Raw genomic sequence first — 17,622 nt, 5'->3', positions numbered from 1 at the left:
TTGATGCTGGCCTCCATTCCAGCATCAATGATCAATCACAAATCTGCTGATTTGGGAATCCCGCAACGATTCCGATAAGAAATGATCCGCTCTAGCGGGTGTTCGATGGTATATAGTAATTTCGTTGCAGCTTAATATTGAGGCAGACGCTTTCGTTTTTTAATCTGAGTACCGAGGTTGCAAAGGTATCGATGCCCGATTGAGATAATGGGTACGCACCCACGATTGAATACCTGCCGTCATTCTGACTTTACAGTTAGCACAAGCTTAAGCCCAGAGCCATTTACCACGTCAAAAGGAACGCCGGCCGCTTCCAGTGCGGCCTTAACCACCGTTTCGGTTGGACTAAGGGCGCTAGAATCATTAACTACCAGAGAGACACCGGATGGCGGAAAGTCCCTAAGACCCATTAATTCACTTTGAGAGGTGGTCCAGCCTGCATTGTTCGCCGCCACGGAGAAATCAGCTACCAGCCCGCGAAGCTGCGGAGAGCCCATGTCCTGAGCAATATCCAGATTTCCTTTTTGGTTCTTCAATTTATTTGTAATCGCTGATATTTGCGCTGGACTTAACCTGCGGACGTCGAGCAGTTTCAGTTTTGTCTCCAAAGCATCGATGCGCTTTTTTGCCTCGATCGGAGTTGCTCCGCTCAATTTATCTTTGTAATCCGCGATCATTGCATCTTTCAGTTCAACTAGCGCTTTAGCCGAACTAAGCTCCACGGAATCAAGATAGCGAGTAACGGCAAAAGCCAATGCTGACGCGGCACAAACCAACATAATGACAGAGCGTGGCGCCCTTTTCACTATTGGCCACTCTTTGCTAAAGGTGGAAATAAATTCTTCAATCGACATATTATCGCCTGCTATTAACGATCTCTTTTTGAGCTATATTTGATTCTATCCTTCAAGTCGGTCCAAAAAAACAGATATGCTACATAAGTATCGCAGGTTTGCTCTGAGCCGAGAGTAACGCAGGCGTATGCTCAACCGCATCGGCACGGACCCGTAGGCTTCACCGAGCACGATGAAATTATTCTTCTTCGTTCTGCCAACTAATTATAATCAAAAGCCTCCGGATGGTTCTCCAAGCTGGTCGTCAATGCCGCGTAGAGAATGGTCCTGCCATCGATCGATTCGTTGCCAGCGCCGAGGTTCATCCATGTCAGCCTTTCCGATCTGGTCTCGGGATCGGCAAGCAGCAGTACGCCATACACGATCTTCTTGCCGGGATCGTACATGACGGCGATCTGCTCGGCGCCGCAATCATGCTGCTTGCAGGCGTTCATCACGTAGATTTTCTCTCCTCCGAACACAATCTCATGACCGAGAGATTCCATCGTCTCTCCGTGAATCCAGTCCGGCAGTCGATGCCCCTTCGTCATTGCCTTGAAGGCTGCGGCGGCAGCGGGATCGGCTGAGATTTCGCGGAATGTGGTAGGATGACCCTGGGTGAATGCACCCGCTGCGGCGGAAAAAATGCCCGCCAGAACGACGATCATCATCATCCTTCTCGTGCGCTTAACTCAAGATGCTGTGCACCGAGAAATCGTATCGGCCGCAGGATGAACATGGGCTAAAAGCCGAATGGTCACCCGACCGCAATCCTGTTCCTCACCAGCCTGACGCCTGGGATCGACTCGGCCACCGCGGTTGCCCGCTTCACCTCCTGCGGGGTGGCGACCATGCCGTCGAGGCGGATCTCCTGGCCTGCGGCCGTCACCCTGACATCGGAGGCATCGATACCGCCGGCGACCGCCAGCGCGTTGGCAACCGTTGATTCCAGTTCCGAACGCCTCGAATGCTCGCTTTCCAGATAAAGCTCCACGCCATGGAATGTCGCCGCCTTGAAAACCATACGTTACCCTCCGCAGACAAGTGGACGGGAAACGCGACACCGGGCATTTGGTTCGGCAATTGGCGAAAAATATCATCAAATCAGTAGTTTCGCCTTAAACGGGCATTGCCGGCGGCGCGAAGTTGCATTGCGGCATACTTGCCGCTACCCGCGTTCCCCTGTAGAGCCTTGGAAGATGACAGCAACACGCGGATACCCGAATGACCACCGATAGTAAGTCGAAGCGTCGCCTGACGATATTGGGTTCGACCGGCTCCATCGGCCAGAATACGCTTGATGTCGTTGCCCAACTGGGCGGCCGCGATGCCTTCGACATCGCCGCGATCACCGGGCATGACAATATCGACCTGCTGGCGCAGCAGGCAAAGGACTGCGGCGCAGCCTTCGCCGTTACCGCAAACGAAGATCGCTATCAGCAGCTGAAGGATGCCCTTGCCGGCAGCGGCATCGCCGTCGGCGCCGGCAAGAATGCCCTGATCGAAGCGGCGTCCATGCAGTCGGACTGGGTGATGGCAGCCATCATCGGCACAGCCGGCCTGGCACCGACACTGGCGGCCGCCCGCCGCGGCGCCGATATCGCCCTTGCCAACAAGGAATGCCTCGTCTCCGCCGGTGATCTCTTCGTCCGTGCCGTTTCGGAAGGTGGCGGACGGCTTATCCCGGTCGACAGCGAACACAGCGCCATCTTCCAGGCACTGGAAGACGATCAGCAGCACGCGGTCGAGCGTATCATCATTACGGCGTCGGGCGGTCCCTTCCGTACCTGGACGCGCGAGCAGATGGCCAATGTCACGCCAGCGGTCGCCCGCGCCCATCCCAATTGGTCGATGGGCTTCAAGATCTCCATCGGCAGCGCCTCGATGTTCAACAAGGCGCTGGAAATGATCGAAGCCAAGCATCTGTTCAATGTGCGCCCCGACCAGATCGAAGTCGTGGTGCATCCGCAATCGGTCATCCATTCCATGGTCGGCTATACGGATGGCTCGGTGCTGGCGCAGCTCGGCTGTCCCGACATGCGCACGGCCATCGGCTATGCGCTGACCTACCCCGCACGCACAAAGCTCAGCGTCGAGCGGCTGGATTTTGCGAAACTCGCGCGGCTGGATTTCGAAGCACCGGACGAAGTTCGCTTCCCCGCACTGCGCCTCGCCCGCACCGCGCTGGAGCGCGGCGGCTTGCAGGGCGCGATCATGAACGCGGCCGAGGAAATCGCCTTCCACGCCTTCGTCGACGGTCGCATCGGTTTCCTTGAGATGGCTGACATCGCCGAGGCCGTCATGGACGAGATGATCGCTACGGGCGGCGCCGAAACCATGGATGCGGTCTTTGCCGCGGACGAGGAAGCGCGCGGCCGCGCGGCCGCACTTGTCGCCCAGAGAGAAAAGGTGGCCTGAAACACACCGCGATCTTTCCGGTCGCTCTGTGTGCTTCGGACCCTTGAGGTTATGCATCTCGCTATCGCCAACAGCGCCCACGGGGGCAGATCATTCCATGGCACTTCACCTCGAAACTCCGCTCATCGAATCCCGCCCGCTCAGCCAGGCATCGGGCCGCTCCGTCTGGTTGAAGATGGACGCGCTCCAACCGCCCGGCTCCTTCAAGATCCGCGGCATAGGTGCCGCCTGCGAGCATCATGCCAGAAACGGCAAGCGACGCTTCGTCTCCTCTTCCGGCGGCAATGCCGGCATCGCCGTCGCCTATGCCGGTCGCCGCCTTTCGATCCCGGTCTCGGTTTTCGTTCCGGAAACTACGTCGGATCGAGCAAAATCGCTGATCCGCCAGGAAGGTGCCGAGGTCTTTGTGCACGGCGCATCCTGGCAGGAAGCAAATGAGCGCGCTTTACAGGCGCTCGATGGCGAAACGGCCTTCATCCATCCCTTCGATGACCCGCTCCTCTGGACGGGCCACGCAACGATGATCGACGAGGTCGTCCGCGCCGGGGCGCAGTTCGACGCGGTCATTCTCTCGGTCGGCGGCGGCGGGCTGTTGGCCGGCGTTTCGGAAGGGCTTGATCGCAACGGCCTTCAGCATGTTTCGATCATCGCCGCAGAAACGGCGGGCGCCGCCTCGCTCGCGGCCGCAGTAAAGGCCGGCAAGCCGGTGGAACTGCCTGCCATTACCAGCATCGCCACGTCGCTGGGTGCTCGAAAGGTCGCCGAACGCGCGTTTGAGATTACGCAAAGCAGATCGGTCGATTGCGTTGTCGTCGATGACCGCGCAGCCGTCGACGCCTGCATGCGCTTCCTCGACGACCATCGCGTTCTGGTGGAGCCGGCTTGCGGCGCTGCATTGGCCGTCGCCTATGCCCATGCAGATCGGCTGGCCCGCTTCGAGCGCGTGCTGATGATCGCCTGCGGCGGTGCGACCGCCACCCTCGCGCAGTTGCAGGCCTGGCAAGCATCCTGATCATTATTGCGTCTTGGACAATGGTGCCGTTTAGCGCGGTCGCCGTCGCCCTTGGCGCGGATCGATAAGTAAGCGAAAACTTACTTATCGGCTCTAATGTTGCCAATCCCGAGGATCATGCTAGAGAGGAATTCCGGCCTCACTTTCAAGGGAATCAAGATGCCGGACTTCTCCACACTCGTTCTTTTCGCCGCCGCCGCGCTGGTGCTGACAGCCACGCCCGGTCCTGACATGCTCCTCATCGCCTCGCGCAGCGTCAGCCAGGGCCGCTCCGCCGGTTTCCTCACCTATGCCGGCATTGCGCTCGGCACCTATTGCCACGCCATGGCCGCAGCGCTCGGCCTGTCTCGGCTGTTCCTCACCGTGCCCATTGCCTACGAAATCGTCCGTTGGGCCGGCTGCGCCTATCTGCTTTATCTCGCGGTCAAGACACTGCGCTCGCAGGGCTCAGCCTTCGCACCCTCGGCCGAGCTGAAACGGCTTTCGGGCAGACGCATCTTCATCGAGGGCCTTGCGACCAATATTCTCAACCCGAAGATGGCCTTGTTCGTGCTCGCGCTGTTTCCGCAATTCGTCGATCCGAACGGCGGGTCGATGATTGTCCAGATGGCGCTGCTCGCCACCATCCTGAACGGGATCGGTTTTCTGGTGAATGGTTCCGTCATCATGCTCGGCAGCCACATTCGAGACCGGCTCTCGGCGATCAAACGCGCTCCGAAGCTGCCGCAATATCTGCTGGCGACGGTCTTTGCCGGTCTTGCCTGCCGCCTGGCCGTGGGAAGCCGCGGCTGATCCCAATAGCCTGAAAAGTCATTGCGGAAATGGGCGCCAGCCGACATTTCCGCAATGAGATCATCTCATTTTGTCAGAAGCTGCAACTGGCGATCCAGTCACAGCGCTGGGAAAGCCGTCGCTTACGCGACCGCCCTTGCCAGCGCACAGCGCGACCAGAGCGCATGCAGCGCGCCGACCAACTGCTCGATATCGCCATCCGAATGCAGCGGCGTCGGCGTGATACGCAGACGTTCAGTCTTCTTCGGCACTGTGGGATAGTTGATCGGCTGGACATAGACGCCGGCGTCGAGCAGCAGATCCGAAATCCACTTGCACTTGGCCGCATCGCCAACCATCACGGGCACCACATGGCTCGGGTTGGGCATATGCGGAATGCCGGCAGCATCGAGCTGGGCGCGCAGCTTGCGCACACGATCCTGATGCCGCAGGCGTTCGAACTGGCTGACCTTCAGGTGCTGGATCGAGGCAACGGCGCCCGCGGCAAGCGCCGGCGGCAGCGATGTCGTGAAGATGAAGCCCGAGGCGAACGAGCGGACGAAATCGCAAAGCGCAGCCGAAGCGGCGATATAGCCGCCCATGACGCCGAACGCCTTGCCAAGCGTGCCTTCGATGACGGTCAGGCGATCCATCAAGCCTTCGCGCTCGGCAATGCCGCCGCCGCGCGGGCCGTACATGCCGACGGCATGCACTTCGTCGAGATAGGTCATCGCGCCATACTTGTCGGCGAGATCGCAGATTTCCTTGATGGGCGCGATATCGCCATCCATGGAATAGACGGATTCAAAAGCGATCAGCTTCGGCGCCTTCGGGTCGGCAGCCTTCAGCTTGGCTTCTAGATCGTGCAGGTCGTTGTGCTTCCAGATGACCTTGTCGCACTTCGCATAGCGAATGCCTTCGATCATCGATGCGTGGTTCAGCGCATCCGAGAAGATGATCAAGCCGGGAATGCGCGAGCCAAGCGTGCCGAGCGTCGCCCAGTTGGAGATGTAGCCCGAGGTGAAGATCAGCGCGGATTCCTTGCCGTGGAGATCGGCGAGTTCCTGTTCGAGCAGAACATGGTAGTGGTTGGTGCCAGAAATATTCCGGGTGCCTCCCGCACCCGCGCCACAGTGATCGATCGCCTGCTTCATCGCCTCGATCACTTTTGGATGCTGGCCCATGCCAAGATAGTCGTTGGAGCACCAGACGGTCACTTCCTGCGGGCCATTTGGAGTATGCCTGATAGCACGAGGAAAATTGCCACTGCGACGTTCGAGATCCGCGAAGATCCGGTAGCGGCCCTCATTGTGAAGACCTTCCAGCTCGCCCTTAAAAAATGCTTCGAAATCCATCATCTGCTCCAGTACCGTGCGACCGTTTTCGATAATGCCGGTTCGCCCGTCAACCCCTCCGCATTGCTTTCGCGCCCGCTGCGGCAAATGGCCCCTGATTTTGAACAATTCCAGACAAGAATAGTGATTCACGTCAATTTGACAATCGAAACCATGCTGGAAACACTCTCTCCGGAGCGGAGGGTAAACCCACCGCTCCGGGTTTGTTCGTGGCGAATCTATGCCGCGGCCAGAGCGCGCTTCGCCATGACCTTGATCAAATTGGCGCGATACTCCGCCGTTGCATGCAAATCGGACAGCAACGTCGATGCATCCACCTTTATAGCGGCAACGGCATTCGGCGACCAATTGACCGCAAGCGCCTGCTCCATATCACCCTGGCGGAACACGCCGTCGGCGCCCGCGCCGGTCACGGCGACGCGCACGCCGCCAGCCCCCTTGGCGACGAAGACCCCCGTCATCGCATAGCGCGATGCCGGGTTGGGAAACTTGGCATAGCCCGCTTTCTCCGGTGCATCGAAAGCGATGGAGGTGATGAGTTCGGCTCCCTCCAGTGCCGTTTCGAACAGGCCCCGGAAAAAGTCATCGGCCGCGATCTGGCGCCGGTCGGTGATGATGGTGGCGTTGAGCGCCAGCATCGCCGACGGATAATCCGCGGCCGGATCGTTGTTGGCGACGGAGCCGCCGATGGTGCCCATATGCCGGACGTGCGGATCGCCGATCATGCCTGCAAGGTCGCACAGCGCCGGGCAGACCGCACGGATTGCCGCCGAGGAGGCGACTTCCGCATGGGTCGTCGCAGCCCCGATGGTGACCCTGCGCCCGTCGACGCGAATCCCCTTAAGCGAGGGAATGTGCCTGAGATCGACGAGATCGCCCGGCGAGGCCAGACGCTGCTTCATGGTGGCAATCAGCGTCATACCACCAGAGACATATTTGCCCTCGTCTGCGTTCGAAAGAAGCTTCACGGCTTCGTCGACCGAGGAGGCGCGATGGTAGTTGGTTGCGTACATTGTCTTCTCCTCCTCTCTTTTCAGGCCGTAGCCTGCGCTGCTTCCCACACCTTGAGCGGCGTGGCAGGCATCGTCAGTGCATTGTTGCCGATGGCGTCGGTGATGGCGTTCATCAGCGCCGGCGGCGAGCCGATGGCACCCGCCTCGCCGCATCCCTTGATCCCGAGCGGATTGCTCGGGCAAGGCGTGTTCTGATGCGAGAGCTTGAAGGACGGCAGGTCGTCGGCGCGCGGCATGGTATAATCCATGAAGCTCGCGGTCAGAAGTTGGCCGCTCTCGTCGTAATGCACGCCTTCCAGGAGTGCCTGGCCGACGCCCTGCGCGATGCCGCCATGCACCTGCCCTTCGACAATCATCGGGTTGATGATGTTGCCGAAGTCATCGGCTGCGACGAACTGGACGATCTCGGTCTTGCCCGTCTCCGGATCCACCTCGACCTCGCAGATATAGCAGCCAGCCGGGAAGGTGAAGTTCGCCGGATCGTAGAAGGCGGTTTCCTTCAGGCCCGGCTCCATGCCGGCGGGCAGGTTGTGCGCGGTGTAGGAGGCGAGCGCCACCTGGAACCATGGCAGCGCCTTGTCGGTGCCAGCCACCTTCACCTCGCCGTTCTCGATGACGATATCGCTTTCGTCGGCTTCCATCAGATGCGCCGCGATCTTCTTTGCCTTCGCCTCCACCTTGTCGAGCGCCTTGACCACGGCGGACATGCCGACAGCACCCGAACGGGAGCCATAGGTGCCCATGCCCATCTGCACCTTGTCGGTATCGCCGTGGACGATCGAAATGCTGTCGATCGGCACGCCGAGCCGGTCTGCGACCAGCTGCGCAAAGGTGGTTTCATGCCCCTGGCCATGGCTGTGCGAACCGGTGAGCACCTCCACCGTTCCGACGGCATTCACCCGCACCTCGGCCGATTCCCACAGGCCGACGCCGGCACCGAGCGAACCCACCGCCTGCGACGGCGCGATGCCGCATGCCTCGATATAGCAGCTCATGCCGATGCCGCGTTTCATACCGCGGGCAGCGGCCTCGGCTTTACGCGCGGGGAAGCCGTTCCAATCCGCCTGTTGCATGGCGGCGTTAAGCGAAGCTTCATAGTCACCCGCGTCGTAGTTCATGATCACGGGCGTCTGGTATGGGAAGGACCGAATGAAGTTGATCCGTCTCAACTCCGCCGGCGATACGCCGAGCTCGCGCGCCGCCGTTTCCACCGTACGCTCGAGGAGATAGGTCGCCTCCGGACGCCCTGCCCCGCGATAGGCATCGACCGGCACGGTATTGGTATAGACCGTTCGGACATTGGCGTGGATCGCCGGAATGGCGTACTGGCCCGACAGCAGCGTCGCATAAAGATAGGTCGGCACCGCCGAGGAAAAGAGCGACATATAGGCGCCGAGATTGGCGATCGTGTCGACCTTCAGCGCGGTCATGCGGTTTTGCACATCGAACGCCATCTTGACCTTGGAGACATGGTCGCGGCCATGCGCATCAGTCAGGAAAGCTTCCGTGCGGTCGGCCGTCCATTTGACCGGCACGCCGGTCTTCTTCGATGCCCAAAGGCAGACGATTTCTTCCGGGTAAATGTAGATCTTCGAACCGAAGCCGCCGCCGACATCCGGTGCGATGACGCGCAGCTTGTTTTCCGGCGCGACATTGTAGAACGCGCTCATGACGAGCCGGGCCACATGCGGGTTCTGGCTCGTCGTGTAGCAGGTATAATGGTCTTCGGCCGCATCATAGATGCCGAGCGTGGCGCGCGGCTCCATGGCATTCGGCGAGAGACGGTTGTTGTGGATCTCGATCTCGGTGACGTGTGCGGCCTCGGCGATCGCCTTGTCGGTCGCCGCCGCATCGCCAAGCTCCCAGTCGAAGATCAAATTGTCCGACGACTCCGGATGGATCTGCGGCGCACCGGCTTTCAGCGCATCCACCGCCTCGACGACGGCCGGCAGTTCCTCATAATCGACCGCCACGGCCTCGGCCGCATCACGCGCCTCGCCGAGACTATCAGCTACAACAATGGCGACGGCATCGCCGACATAGCGGACTGTGTCGACCGCCAGGGGGCGCCAAGCGCCCATCTTCATCGGCGAGCCGTCCCTGGAATGGATCATCCAGCCGCAGATCAGGTTGCCGATGCCGTCGGCGAGCAGCTGCTTGCCTTCAAGCACACCGATCACGCCTGGCATCGCCATAGCTGCAGAAATATCGATACCCTTTATCTTCGCATGCGCATGCGGGCTGCGGACGAAATAGGCATATTTCATGCCCGGCGTTACCATGTCGTCGGTATAGCGCCCCTTGCCCGTCAGAAATCGCTTGTCTTCCTTGCGCGCCACGCGCGCGCCAATGCCTTCAACGCCCATCACATCCTCCATTGGGGTTCCGGGCCCGGCAATTCGCCAAGATCACGGTCCAGGCGCTTCGCCAGACGGTCTCGGTGAAACTTTATTCCGCCGCTTGATTGGCGGCGTGCATTTCAGCATTGGCGGACAGGACCGCCTGGACGATATTGTGATAGCCGGTGCATCGACAGATATTGCCTTCCAGCTCGCTGCGCACGATCTTTTCGTCCAGCTTGCCGCTATGACGATTGATCATGTCGACCGCTGTCATCACCATGCCCGGTGTACAGAAGCCGCATTGCAGGCCATGATGCTCCTTGAAGGCAGCCTGAACCGGATGCAGCTCGCCATTGGCGGCCAGACCCTCGATGGTTGTGATCTTGGAGCCGGAAGCCTGTACGGCCAGGATGGAACAGCTCTTTACCGACTTGCCATCCATGTGAATGACGCAGGCGCCGCACTGGCTCGTGTCGCAGCCGACATGCGTTCCGGTCAGGCCAAGCTTTTCCCTGATGAAATGGACAAGCAGCGTGCGATCTTCGCACTCACCGCTGACCGCACGGCCGTTCACCGTCAAAGTCACTTTTGCCATATTTTCCTCCTCGCCTCTCCTCCAGAGGCAGAAGGCATCATTTGACTTTTTTGTAGTCCAATCAACCTCTACTTTAGCGCAGCGGCCGATTTTCTATGCCGCATCGATTGTTTTATTGTTCGAATACGAGGCCAACTTTAACCAGAAGCAAAAAAACTATTCAGTCCCAATGGACAATCATATTTTGCACGATATTTTTTCGTAGTTGCAGGACTGAAAAGACAGCCCATCGTGGTGGAGCTGAAGAATGGGGACGACGTTGCCGGGTTCGGCGTAACTAACGTTGGAGAGAATAAATGAAGAAGATTCTAATGCTCGCATTGGTCGGCTTGTCTATCGCAAGCTGCACGCCGACCGAACAGGGCGCAGGTATCGGTGCGGCATCCGGTGCGATCATCGGCGGCGCAGTCACCGGCAACGTACGCGGCGCAGCGGTTGGCGCAGCGATCGGTGGCGTCTCCGGCGCCCTCATCGGCAGCGTGCAGGAACAGCCTGGCCAGTGCTACTACCGTGACCGCTATGGCCGTCGCTACATCGACGATTGCCCGCGTGGCGGCTATCGCGGCGGGTATGGTGGTGGCTACGGCGGCTACTGATCGATCCCCGATCCAGCAGGTATCGACGTCCCGGACCGCAAGTCCGGGACTTTTTATTTCTGCCGAGACACCGGGCCGTGACACGCCCTGCATGCAGCCTTTCCGGCGCTCCTAATAAGCGCAAACTGCATCGGGTACCGTGTGTTCCTGCCCTTTGAGGTCATCTTTTCGAGGTTTTTGACTCCAAAACGGTACACCTGAGGGACTTTTGCCTCTATGGTGGCCGCGCGTTAACCTGGGGGAAACGTCGAGCTGAGTAAGTTCTCATGTAACCGTAAAGCGGCGTATGCATAAAAGAACTGAACCGAAGAAGAGTATTGCGTATCGGCAGGCAGGAACCGTTGTGGCGGTTGCGGCAGCGCTTGCGCTCGGCCCGGTTTGGGCCGGCAATGCCTTCGCTTTCAAGCTCTTCGGCATCAAGCTCTGGGGTGAGGACGACAACACTGCAGATCAGGTGTCCGATCCCGTCCACTACACGGTCGATTTCAAGTCGGACAACCTCGACAAGGACCTGAAGAGCGCGCTCAGCGACACGTCGATGCTGATCGCGAACAAGGACAAAGCCGTATCCGGCGACCTCGGCGTCGTCGTGAAGGCACGCGACGATCGCGACCGGCTCATTGCCGCTCTCTATGAAAAAGCGCGCTATGGCGCGGTCGTGACGATCACCATCAACGGCACGCCGCTTGATGCATTGCCGCCGACGCCCACCTTCGGCCGGTCCAAACCTGTCGCCGTTGCCATAAGTGTCGATCCCGGCCCGCTGTTCAAGCTCGGCAATATCCATCTGCTGGGTGATGCCGCCAGACTGGATCCGGCAAATTATGGCCTCCTGCGCGGCGGCGACGCGGGCTCCCTGACTATTCTGAAGGCCGGCGACAAGATGGTTGCCGACTTCAAGAAGGAAGGGCATCCGCTCGCCAGGCTCGACAAGCGCGATGTCATCGCCGACCACGCCAGCAACACCGTCGACGTCTCGCTGAAGGTGGAGAGCGGCCCTGTGGCTCCATTCGGCAATGTCGGCGTAACCGGCCAGAAATCGGTCGATCCGGATTTCATCAAGCGCTATGCCCGCATCAACGAGGGCAAGCCCTACTCGCCGGATGAATTGAAGAAGGCTTCGGATCGCCTCCGCAAGCTCGGCGTCTTTTCCAGCGTCACCATCCGCGAAGCCGACAAGCTGGCGCCGGATGGCAGCATCCCAACGACCATCGAGGTATCCGAAGGCAAGCAGCGCTTCTTCGGCGTCGGAGCACAATATTCCACCATCGATGGCTTCGGTCTGCAGGGCTACTGGGGACATCGCAACCTGACCGGCCGCGCAGATTCCCTGCGCATCGAAGGGGCCGTTTCCCGCATCGGCGAGACCACGGACTTCGGCCAGCTCGATTACTCGGCCGGCCTTACCTATGTCCGACCGGCAACCTTCTATCCCTCGGCGACCTTTACTGCATCGCTTAAGATGCAGACGCTGCATCCGGACGCCTACGACGCCAATCTCGTGACCGGGAGCGGCAGTCTTGCCTACGATATCAACGATCAGGATACCGTCTCCGCCGGCGGCGAGGTCAGCTACGAAGCGGATACGACCAACGCCTTCGGCAAGCACAAGTATCTGACGGTCGCGATCCCGCTCGAATATGTCAGAGACACGCGCGACAACAAGCTGGACCCGACGGAGGGCTATCGCGCTTCGATCAGCGCCAAGCCGAGCTATGAAGCGATGGGCGGCTCGGTATTCAGCTCCTTCGAAGGCTCGATCACCGGCTACAAGGGCATCGGCGCCAACAACAACGTCGTCTTCGCCGGCAAGCTCGCCGCCGGCTCGCTGCTCGGCGCAAACGGCATCGAGGATATCCCCGCAACGCGGCGCTTCTATGCGGGCGGAGGCGGCTCGGTGCGCGGCTACGGCTATCAGGAGATCACGCCCTACAACTCCAATGGCGATGCGCTCGGCGGCCGCTCCTATGTGACGGCATCCTTCGAAGCCCGCGTAAAGATCACCGATTCGATCGGCGTCGTGCCTTTCGTCGACGCGGGCAGCGTCACCGATACCGCATTTCCGGACTTTTCCGATCTGCGCATTGGCGCGGGCGTCGGCCTGCGCTACGCTACGCCATTCGGTCCGATCAGGCTTGATGTCGCCGTTCCGCTGAACAAGTACAACAACGGCACCGCCTATGGTATCTACGCCGGCATCGGCCAGGCCTTCTGACGAAACGCATAGTTGTCGCAGACGTTTCAGCACGCGGTTACAAAATTGGGACTATTGTTGCCTTCATGAGCATATTGATTCGAATCCTCGGGAGATTGGTACGCTGGATCGCCTATGCGGTCGTGGCGATCCTTTTGCTCGTGATCGCAGCGGTGCTCGTCGTCGGCATGGTACCTTCGGCTACGAATTATGCCGTCGACCAGGTGGCCAAGCTCGCCTCGACGCCGGACCACACCATCACCATTGCGGCCCCATCAGGCCTGCTCAGCGGTAACCTGAAGGTCGGTTCAATCACGGTCGCCGACACGAAGGGCGTTTTTGCCAAAGTGCAGAATCTCGCGATCGACTGGTCGCCGCTATCGCTGTTGACCGGCACATTCCATGCCGATCGCGTCGCCGCCGATGTGATCGATTTCCAGCGCTTGCCAGTCGCGACGGTCGCTCCGGCACAGCAAACGCAGACGGCAAGCAGCGGCGGTTTCTCCCTGCCCATCGCCATCGATATCGGCAGGATCGCCCTACCCGATCTTCGCATCGGGCAGGCCGTTGCCGGACAGGACTTCATTCTGGCCGCCGACGGCAGCGTGAAGGCAAACAGCGGCAGCATGGGTCTGACGCTCAATGCCTCCAGGCAGGACGTGCCCAATGCCAAGCTGAGCGCCGACATTGCATTTGCCCCAGCCGAAAACCAGCTGAAGCTGAAGACACAGATTTCCGAACCGCGGGACGGCATGCTGGCGAACCTCCTGCATCTACCGGGTGGCCCCGCCGTCAGCATCGACGTCTCGGGCGAAGGCCCGCTGTCCAATTGGGCCGGCAAGCTGCAGGCAGCCCTCGACGGCAAGCCGACGGTCGCCATCAACGGCCACCACAGCCTTTCCGCCGATGGTCTTCATCACATCGACGTCAAGGGCGGCGGCAATGTCGACACGCTTTTGCCTCCGACCATGCGCCCGCTTTTTGCCGGCCAGACGAATATCGATCTTTCAGCGACCTTCGACGGCAAGGGCAAGATCGACATCCAGACAGGCAACCTTGCGACTGGCAGCGTCGTTGTCGCCGCATCGGGTACGCTCGATCCCGCCGGCAACAACAGCCTCAACGCCAACCTCATCGGCACCTCCGGCCCCGTCGATTTTCGCTGGCCGATGGACGACGGCGAGGTTCGCGCCCTGATTTCGCGCGTCGACGTCGCACTGACGGGCGCGGCGCAATCGGTGAAAATCGAGGCCAAGGCAGCTATCGAGAGCGCCAGCACGCCACAGGGCCAGGTCGGCCAGGTAAATCTGAGCGCCAGGAGCGACGCCTTCAATCTCACAACCATGTCGGGTCCGTTGCAGCTGAAACTCGTCGTCGGACAGACGGCCTTCGTCGGCGCCGATCTCAACCGGCTGATCCGCGCGCCGATCGCCCTGACCGCGCCTCTGCAGCTCTCGCCGGACACGATCGGCTTCAACAACACGACGCTGGAAAGCGCCAGCATCGGCGGTACGCTCAACGGCAAGTACACGCTGTCATCGAAGGCGCTGACGGGCAATTTTAAGCTGTTCGCCCTGCCCGGCGTGCTGCCGGATGGCGTATCGAACAAGTTCGAGGGAACGATTGCTCTGGAGGGCCAAGTCGGCGGCACCGTGCCGACCAAGCTCAGCATCTCCAATCTGGCGATAAAATCCAATGTTGCCGAGATTCGCGGCAATGTCTCGCTCAACGACCAGTCGCTGACATCGGATCTATCGGGCAAGCTGCTCGATCTTTCCAAGCTCGTTCCGAATGCGCAGGGGCAAGCCGACATCGCCCTCAAGGCCAAGGGGCCGCTGAGCGCACTCGGCATCGACGCCAAGCTCAAGGCCGTCAACGTAAAACTGGCGGGACGGCTGCTGGACACGCTCGACCTCGGCGTGACGGGAACGGCGGATCCCAAGGCTCCGCAGGCCAATATTCAGGCAAGCGGCGCAATCGACGGCAAGCCGATCCGTATCACGGCAGACGCCATCTCCAAGGACGGCCGCACGAGCATACCGTCCCTGGCAGCCGAAATCGGTACGAACAAGCTGCAGGGCAAGCTGGACCTTTCGTCGAGCTTCGAACCATCGGGGACCATGACGTTCAACCTTCCCGATCTCAGCCTCCTCGCCGCCCTTGCCGGGCAAAAGGCTGAGGGCGACCTCAAGGGCTCGCTCGATATTTCGAGCGCGAATGGCAAGATTGGACTGAAGATCGATGCCAGCGGCAGCGGCATCCGTCGCGACGATCTGGTCATCAATAAGCCGGCAGTGGCGCTCACAGTCGATGATCTCAAGGCATTTTCGGCCAATGGCAGCATCCGCGCCGATGCTATCGCTTCCGGCGCCAACCGCATCGCAGACCTGGGATTGACCTTCACCCAGCAGGGCAGCCGCACCAACTTCGATCTGAAGTCGAACTATGACAATGCACCGCTGACGACGCGCGGCAGCGTCGAGACGGCTGGCGGCCAGACGACCGTCAACCTCGACGCCTTCGCCGGCGCGCCGCGCACGATCCCGGTCAAGCTCGCAGCCCCCACTAAGATCATCATCAAGGATGGTATCGTCTCGCTGAACGGACTGACGCTTCAGGCCGGCGGCGGCTCCGTCACTGTCGACGGCACGGCCGGACAGACGCTGAACATCGACGCCAAGATCGTCAATCTCCCGGCAAGCCTTGCCAATGCCTTTGCGCCGACGCTTGCCGCCGAAGGCGTCATTTCGGGCACCGCATCGGTCACCGGCAAGGCGACGTCACCCATCGTAACGTTCCAGACCAACTGGTCCGGAGCGGCCACCAGCCAGACGAAATCGGCGGGCCTCGCGCCGCTGGGCATCAAGGCGGATGGCAAGTTCGCCGACAATGTCGTCACCATCAATACCAACCTCACCGGACAAAGCGGACTGGCGCTTAACGGCGGCGGCACGGTCGCCATCGCCGGCAGCAAAGCCATAGCGCTGAAGTTTTCCGGCAATCTGCCGTTCGATGCGCTTGCCGGCCAGCTTGCCGCGCAGGGCCTGGTCATGACGGGTGCCGCAAGGATCGACATGCAGGTCGGCGGCACAACCGCATCGCCTGCCATCACCGGCTCTATTTCCACCGACGGCGCCAAGCTCGTCGACGTTCGCCGCAACCTCACCTTGAGCGGTCTCGCCATAGCCGTGACGCTGGATGGAAAACAGGCCGTCATCTCCCGCTTGAGCGGCAACCTGGCCAGCGGCGGCAGCATTTCAGGCAGCGGCACGGTCGGCATTGCCCCGGACAGCGGCTTCCCGGCAGACATCCAGGTGAAGTTCAACGATGCCACTTATGTCGACGGGACGCTGGTCGCGGCAACCGTCAACGGCACGCTCGCCGTCAAGGGTCCGCTCATGACCGCGCCGGTACTGACGGGTAATCTGCGTATCAACAAGGCGTCGATCACCGTGCCCGAGAAGCTCCCGGCATCGCTCTCCGAGATCAATATCAAGCACAAGAACGCCTCGGCCGCCGTCAAAGCCCAGTTCAAGGACCAGCAGCCGGAAGGGCCAAGAAGCAAGTCGACGACGCTCGGCATCGACCTGCAGCTCGATGCTCCCTCGCAGATTTTCGTGCGCGGCCGCGGCATCGACGCCGAACTCGGCGGCAGCCTCACGGTCCGCGGCACAGCGGCGGAACCAGTCGTATCCGGCGGCTTCACCATGCGGCGCGGCCGCTTGAGTATCCTGAGCCGCCGGCTGAATTTCACCGATAGCAGCAAGATCACGTTCGGCGGCGACCTGACCCCCGCGCTCAATATGGAAGCGACGTCAACGGCTGGTTCCACGACCATCACGGTCAACGTAAGTGGCCTCGCTACCGATCCGCAGATCAGCTTTTCCTCCTCTCCGACCTTACCGCAGGACGAGGTTCTCGCACAGCTGATCTTCGGTCAGTCCATGTCTAAACTCTCAGCCATGCAGATTGCACAGCTGGCCGATGCCGCAAGCCAGCTCGCAGGCGGGCGCTCCACCTCGCTGTTCGAAGGACTTCGCAGCCATCTGGGTGTCGACGATCTGGATATTTCGACCGATGCGAACGGTCAGGCACAGGTCGGCGCCGGCAAATACATCAACAAGCGTACCTATATCGAGATCCAGCAGGGCGCCTCCAACAACACCAAGGCGATCATCAATCTGGATGTCGGGCGCGGCGTAAAACTGCGCGGTGCGGCGGGATCGGACGGCGCGGGCGAAGCCGGTGTCGTCTACGAACGCGAATATTGAGTTCGGAACCCTTGTTGCCTGACGTACTACAGCAAGAGGTCAGATTCGAACTTTGTGAAGCGATTGATCGGCGCTGGCTTTGGCAGCCTGGGTTCACTACGGCCTGAAAGGATTGCAGGGCGGCGGCCGTTGCCATAGTTGCGAAGCGCACTGGGCAAATTGCACTCACCTTGACCTCTGCGCCTGCCATTCTGGCAAATGGCACTGAACAATCTGTCGAAA

13 protein-coding genes are annotated in these 17,622 nt (G+C 60.4%); 6 read left to right on the top strand and 7 right to left on the bottom strand.

Annotation, left to right across the window (positions count from 1 at the left end; translation table 11 throughout):
* Positions 1-239 precede the first annotated feature (239 nt).
* From GGD46_RS27565 to GGD46_RS27555, 3 genes are all read right to left on the bottom strand, one after another.
* A complete protein-coding gene (locus GGD46_RS27565) occupies positions 240-854 on the bottom strand; it encodes a hypothetical protein (RefSeq protein WP_184709862.1) in 615 nt (204 codons plus the stop codon).
* Between the two features lie 200 nt (positions 855-1,054).
* A complete protein-coding gene (locus GGD46_RS27560) occupies positions 1,055-1,504 on the bottom strand; it encodes an Ivy family c-type lysozyme inhibitor (RefSeq protein WP_210325736.1) in 450 nt (149 codons plus the stop codon).
* An 86-nt stretch (positions 1,505-1,590) separates the two neighbouring features.
* Positions 1,591-1,857 (bottom strand): BON domain-containing protein, encoded by a 267-nt coding sequence (locus GGD46_RS27555; RefSeq protein ID WP_184709858.1) that lies wholly within the window; start codon positions 1,855-1,857, stop codon positions 1,591-1,593.
* Positions 1,858-2,057: 200 nt separating this feature from the next.
* Between GGD46_RS27555 and dxr the strand changes: the two genes are divergently transcribed.
* From dxr to GGD46_RS27540, 3 genes are all read left to right on the top strand, one after another.
* Positions 2,058-3,251 carry a 1-deoxy-D-xylulose-5-phosphate reductoisomerase gene (dxr, locus tag GGD46_RS27550; RefSeq protein WP_184709856.1) on the top strand — a complete coding sequence of 398 codons (1,194 nt, stop codon included), beginning with the start codon at positions 2,058-2,060 and terminating at the stop codon, positions 3,249-3,251.
* 97 nt (positions 3,252-3,348) lie between these two features.
* On the top strand, positions 3,349-4,263 hold the full coding sequence (locus GGD46_RS27545; RefSeq protein ID WP_184709854.1) for a pyridoxal-phosphate dependent enzyme: 915 nt from the start codon (positions 3,349-3,351) through the stop codon (positions 4,261-4,263).
* Between the two features lie 159 nt (positions 4,264-4,422).
* Positions 4,423-5,055: a LysE family translocator gene (locus GGD46_RS27540; protein ID WP_184709852.1), complete on the top strand. Its 633-nt coding sequence runs from the start codon at positions 4,423-4,425 to the stop codon at positions 5,053-5,055.
* A 122-nt stretch (positions 5,056-5,177) separates the two neighbouring features.
* On the opposite strand, the gene hemA is transcribed toward GGD46_RS27540, so the two are convergent.
* From hemA to GGD46_RS27520, 4 genes are all read right to left on the bottom strand, one after another.
* Complete coding sequence (gene hemA / locus GGD46_RS27535; RefSeq protein WP_184709874.1) at positions 5,178-6,389, bottom strand: 5-aminolevulinate synthase; 1,212 nt, start codon at positions 6,387-6,389, stop codon at positions 5,178-5,180.
* A 218-nt stretch (positions 6,390-6,607) separates the two neighbouring features.
* Positions 6,608-7,402 carry an FAD binding domain-containing protein gene (locus GGD46_RS27530; RefSeq protein WP_184709850.1) on the bottom strand — a complete coding sequence of 265 codons (795 nt, stop codon included), beginning with the start codon at positions 7,400-7,402 and terminating at the stop codon, positions 6,608-6,610.
* Positions 7,403-7,422: 20 nt separating this feature from the next.
* A complete protein-coding gene (locus GGD46_RS27525) occupies positions 7,423-9,768 on the bottom strand; it encodes a xanthine dehydrogenase family protein molybdopterin-binding subunit (protein ID WP_184709848.1) in 2,346 nt (781 codons plus the stop codon).
* A gap of 82 nt (positions 9,769-9,850) precedes the next feature.
* On the bottom strand, positions 9,851-10,339 hold the full coding sequence (locus GGD46_RS27520; RefSeq protein ID WP_184709846.1) for a (2Fe-2S)-binding protein: 489 nt from the start codon (positions 10,337-10,339) through the stop codon (positions 9,851-9,853).
* A gap of 296 nt (positions 10,340-10,635) precedes the next feature.
* On the opposite strand from GGD46_RS27520, the gene GGD46_RS27515 reads away from it, so the two are divergent.
* From GGD46_RS27515 to GGD46_RS27505, 3 genes are all read left to right on the top strand, one after another.
* The gene (locus GGD46_RS27515; RefSeq protein ID WP_184709845.1) at positions 10,636-10,935 is read left to right on the top strand and encodes a glycine zipper domain-containing protein; all 300 of its coding nucleotides are present in this window, start codon (positions 10,636-10,638) and stop codon (positions 10,933-10,935) included.
* 286 nt (positions 10,936-11,221) lie between these two features.
* Entirely contained in the window at positions 11,222-13,150 is a 1,929-nt protein-coding gene (locus GGD46_RS27510) for an autotransporter assembly complex family protein (RefSeq protein WP_184709843.1), read from the top strand.
* Between the two features lie 65 nt (positions 13,151-13,215).
* Positions 13,216-17,400, top strand: coding sequence for a translocation/assembly module TamB domain-containing protein (locus GGD46_RS27505; RefSeq protein WP_184709841.1), 4,185 nt, complete (start codon positions 13,216-13,218; stop codon positions 17,398-17,400).
* Positions 17,401-17,622 lie beyond the last annotated feature (222 nt).

The sequence above is a fragment of the Martinezella lusitana genome, from assembly GCF_014207095.1.
Taxonomy (GTDB): Bacteria; Pseudomonadota; Alphaproteobacteria; order Rhizobiales; family Rhizobiaceae; genus Rhizobium; species Rhizobium lusitanum_B.
Note: the sequence above shows the minus strand (reverse complement) of the source record. Positions and strands in the feature narration are given on the sequence as shown.